Annotated in this window: 4 protein-coding genes; all 4 read left to right on the forward strand. The window is 68.8% G+C overall.

Annotated features, from left to right (window positions below):
* Window positions 1–1,068: FAD-dependent oxidoreductase (locus AC27KI_RS18750; protein WP_487115220.1), on the forward strand; the 1,068-nt coding region annotated here is incomplete at its 5' end.
* A gap of 49 nt (window positions 1,069–1,117) precedes the next feature.
* Complete coding sequence (gene preA, locus AC27KI_RS18755) at window positions 1,118–2,425, forward strand: NAD-dependent dihydropyrimidine dehydrogenase subunit PreA (RefSeq protein ID WP_487089229.1); 1,308 nt, start codon at window positions 1,118–1,120, stop codon at window positions 2,423–2,425.
* A gap of 94 nt (window positions 2,426–2,519) precedes the next feature.
* Window positions 2,520–4,010 carry an NCS1 family nucleobase:cation symporter-1 gene (locus AC27KI_RS18760; protein ID WP_487089228.1) on the forward strand — a complete coding sequence of 497 codons (1,491 nt, stop codon included), beginning with the start codon at window positions 2,520–2,522 and terminating at the stop codon, window positions 4,008–4,010.
* A gap of 38 nt (window positions 4,011–4,048) precedes the next feature.
* A partial coding sequence (locus tag AC27KI_RS18765; protein WP_487115222.1) for an amidohydrolase family protein occupies window positions 4,049–4,826 on the forward strand: 778 nt, incomplete at its 3' end.

Raw genomic sequence — 4,826 nt, forward strand, 5'->3', positions numbered from 1 at the left:
TGCCCGACCGAGGTGCTGTGCGAGCAGGCCTGCGTGCGCAACTCGCATGACGACAAGCCGGTGGAGATCGGCGCGCTGCAGCGCCACGCCACCGATGCGTACTTTGCCGACCCGGGCGCGCCCCTGTTCACCCGCGCCGCGCCCACGGGCCGCCGGGTGGCCGTGGTGGGCGCGGGGCCCGCAGGGCTGGCCTGCGCCCATGGCCTGGCGGTGCGCGGGCACGACGTGGTGCTGTTCGAGGCGCGTCCCAAGCTGGGCGGTTTGAACGAATACGGCCTGGCCAGCTACAAGACCACGGGCGGCTTCGCGCAAAAGGAAATCGAATGGCTGCTGTCCATCGGCGGCATCGAGGTGCGCTGCAATCAGGTGCTGGGCCGCGATGCCACCGTGGACAGCCTGCTTCAGGCCTACGACGCCGTGTTCCTGGGTTTGGGACTGGCGGGCGTCAATGCGCTGGGCATCGCCGAGCCGCAGGTCGAGGGGCTGTGCAACGCGGTCGACTTCATTGCCGACGTGCGCCAGGCGCAGGACCTTTCGACCGTCCCCGTGGGCCGCCGCGTGGTCGTGATCGGCGGCGGCATGACGGCTGTGGACGCTGCCGTGCAGGCGCGCAAGCTGGGCGCCGAAGAGGTGACGATCGTCTATCGCCGCGGTGCCGACGGCATGTCTGCCTCCGCCGTGGAGCAGCGCTGGGCGCAGACGAACGGCGTGGCCATCCGCCACTGGGCGGCGCCGAAGGAACTGCTCAGCGAAGGCGGGGTGGTGCGTGGCATGCGGTTCGCGGCCACGGCCCTGGCGGGTGGACGCCTCGTGGACACGGGCGAATCCTTCACGCTGGAGGCCGACATGGTGCTCAAGGCCATCGGCCAGAGCTACCTGCCCGAGCATGCAGGTCCCACGGTGGCCCTGCAGGGCGGGCGCATCGCCACCGACGACATGGGCCGCACCAGCGTGGCGCGGCTGTGGGCCGGCGGGGACTGCCGTGCCGGCGGGCGCGACCTCACGGTCGAGGCGGTCGAGCACGGCAAGGTGGCCGCCCTCTCCATCAGCGAGGCGCTGCGCGGCTGACGGCCGGCGCCTTCTCCCTCCAACACCCCGCACCCCCGGAGCATTTCCCATGGCAGACATCCGCAGCCGCTTTCTCGGCATCGAGAGCCCCAATCCATTCTGGCTGGCCTCCGCACCGCCCACCGACAAGGAAATCAATGTCACCCGCGCCTTCGAGGCGGGCTGGGGCGGCGTGGTCTGGAAGACGCTGGGCGAAGACCCGCACGTGGTCAACGTCAACGGCCCGCGCTATGCCACGCTGATGTCGCAGGACCGCCGCGTGATCGGGCTCAACAACATCGAGCTCATCACCGACCGCCCGCTGAAGACCAACCTGGACGAGATCCGCCGCGTCAAACGCAACTGGCCCGACCGCGCAATGATCGTCTCGCTCATGGTGCCCTGCGTGGAAGAAAGCTGGAAGCGCATCCTGCCCATGGTGGAGGACGTGGGGGCCGACGGCATCGAGCTGAACTTCGGCTGCCCGCACGGCATGAGCGAGCGCGGCATGGGCGCCGCCGTGGGCCAGGTGCCCGAATACATCCAGATGGTGACAGCTTGGTGCAAGCACTACAGCCGGCTGCCGGTGATCGTGAAGCTCACGCCCAACATCACCGACGTGCGCCAGCCCGCCCGCGCTGCCCAAGCCGGCGGGGCGGATGCGGTGTCGCTCATCAACACCATCAACTCCATCATGGGCGTGGACTTGGAGCGCATGGCCATGAGCCCCAGCACCGGCGGCCTGGGCTCGCACGGCGGCTATTGCGGCCCGGCGGTCAAGCCCATCGCGCTCAACATGGTGGCCGAGATCGCGCGCGACGCGCAGACCGCCGGCCTGCCCATCAGCGGCATCGGCGGCATCTCCACCTGGCGCGATGCGGCCGAGTACATCGCCCTGGGCTGCGGCACCGTGCAGGTGTGCACGGCGGCCATGGTGTACGGCTTCAAGATCGTGCAGGACATGTGCGATGGGCTGTCCAACTTCATGGACGCGCACGGCTACCACACCCTCGACGACTTCCGCGGCCAGGCCGTGCCGACGGTCAAGGACTGGAAGCAGCTGGACCTGAACCACATCGACAAGGCGGTGATCGACCAAGATGCCTGCATCCAGTGCGGCCGCTGCCACGTGGTGTGCGAAGACACGTCGCACCAGGCCATCACCTTCACCAAGGATGGCGGCGTGCGCCGGTTCGAGGTGAACGAGGCCGAATGCGTGGGCTGCAACCTGTGCGTGTCGATCTGCCCCGTGCCCGAATGCATCACGCTGCGCAGCCTCGCGCCTGGCGAGGTCGATGCGCGCACCGGCAAGGTGGTGACAGGCGAGTACGCCAACTGGACCATGCACCCCAACAACCCGCAGCGCGTGGCCGCCTGAGCCGCGCTGCCGCGGCCCATTGCCCGCGTTGGTGCGCACCTTCGCGCCCGCCTTCCGCCTGCCAGCCTGTCTGCAACGTCTCGGAGACAGCCCCATGAAGACCCTGCATGCCCCCGGTGCCAGCAACGAACTGTGGAACGACGACCTGGCGCCCACCCAGCCGCACCAGCGCACCTGGCGCTGGTACCACTTCGCGGCCCTGTGGGTGGGCATGGTGATGTGCATCCCCGCCTACACGCTGGCCGCCAGCCTGATCGACAGCGGCATGTCGTGGGGACAGGCGGTGGGCACGGTGTTCCTGGGCAACCTGATCGTGCTGGTGCCCATGCTGCTCATCGGCCACGCAGGGGCCAAGTACGGCATTCCCTATGCGGTGCTGGCGCGCGCGTCGTTCGGCACGCGCGGCGCCAAGCTGCCGGCGCTGCTGCGCGCACTGGTGGCCTGCGGCTGGTACGGCATCCAGACCTGGTTTGGCGGCATGATGATCTACACGCTGGCCGGCGTGCTCCTCGGGCATCCCCTGGAGGGCGACAAGATCGCGGGGCTGGGCATCAACCTGGGCCAGCTGGTGTGCTTCCTGGTGTTCTGGGCCATCCAGTTCTATTTCGTGGTGCACGGCATCGAGTCCATCCGCAAGCTCGAAACGTGGACGGCGCCGATCAAGATCGTCATCTGCTTTCTGCTGCTGTGGTGGGCGTATGACAAAGCGGGCGGTTTCGGGCCCATCCTGGACCAGCCCTCGCAGTTCGCGCCCGGCGGCAAGAAGGCGGGGCAGTTCAGCGCCGTGTTCTGGCCGTCGCTGACCGCCATGGTGGGCTTCTGGGCCACGCTGGCGCTCAACATTCCCGACTTCACGCGGTTTGCCCGGTCGCAGCGCGATCAGGTGGTAGGCCAGGCCATCGGCCTGCCCGTGCCCATGGGCCTGCTGGCCGCGCTGGCGGTGTTCGTGACCTCGGCCACGGTGGTCATCTATGGCAAGGCGCTGTGGGACCCGGTGGACCTGGCCAGCCGCATGACGGGCGCGGCCGTGCTGATCGCGCTCATCATCCTGCTGATCGACACCGTCAGCGTGAACCTCGCTGCCAACCTCGTGGGACCGGCGTACGACTTCTCCGCGCTGAGCCCGTCGCGCATCAGCTATCGGGTGGGCGGCTACATCACCGTGGGCATCGCCATCGCGATGATGCCGTGGAAGATCCTCGAATCGACACAGGGCTACATCTTCACCTGGCTCATCGGCTACTCGGCGCTGCTGGGGCCGGTGGCCGGCATCCTGATGGTGGACTACTACCTGGTGCGTCGCACCGAGCTGGACGTGGCCGCGCTGTACGAGGAGCGCGGCGCCTACCGCTACCGCGGCGGCTGGAATGCGGTGGCCGTGGTGGCCTTCGTGCTGGGCGTGGCGCCCAACGTTCCCGGCTTTCTGAACGCGGCGTTCCCGGCCACCTTCCCCGGTGTGGGCGAGGTGTTCAAGCAGATCTATGCCTATGCCTGGTTCATCGGCCTGGCCATTGCCGCCGTGGTGTACCGCCTCGGCATGGCCGGCCAGGCACGCCCGGCACCCACTCCGCTGCGCCGCGCCTGAGCACGGCGACCACCCCTTCATCCTTCAGGAGACCTGCCATGAGCCCGACCCCTTCCAACGCCGTGCTGATCCGCGGCGGCACCGTGGTGCATGCCGACCGCGAAGAGCACGCCGACGTGCTGTGCGTGGACGGCCGCATCGCCGCCGTGGGCCCCGATGTGGCGGGCGAGGCGCCTGCCGGTGCCGAGACGCTGGATGCGAGCGGCCAGTACGTGCTGCCGGGCGGCATCGATCCGCACACGCACATGCAGCTGCCCTTCATGGGCACCGTCACCATGGACGATTTCTTCACCGGCACGGCGGCGGGCCTGGCGGGTGGGACCACCAGCATCATCGACTTCGTGATCCCCGATCCGCAGGAGCCGATGATGGAGGCCTACCGCAAGTGGCGCGGCTGGGCCGAGAAATCGGCGGCCGACTATGGCTTTCACGTGGCCGTCACCTGGTGGAGCGAGCAGGTGCGGGCCGACATGGGCACGCTGGTGCAGGAAGAGGGCGTCAACAGCTTCAAGCACTTCATGGCCTACAAGAACGCCATCATGTGCGACGACGAAACGCTGGTGAACAGCTTCCGGCGCGCGCTGGAGCTGGGCGCCATGCCCACCGTGCACGCCGAGAACGGCGAACTCGTCTACCTGCTGCAGCAGGAGGTGGCCAAGATGGGCATCACCGGTCCCGAGGGCCATCCGCTGGCCCGCCCGCCCATGGTGGAGGCCGAGGCGGCCAACCGCGCCATCGCCATCGCCGACGTGCTGGGCGTGCCCATCTACGTGGTGCATGTGAGCTGCGCCGAGGCGGCCGAGGCCATCGCCCGCG

This window comes from Acidovorax sp. KPB24-03 (genome assembly GCF_057546605.1).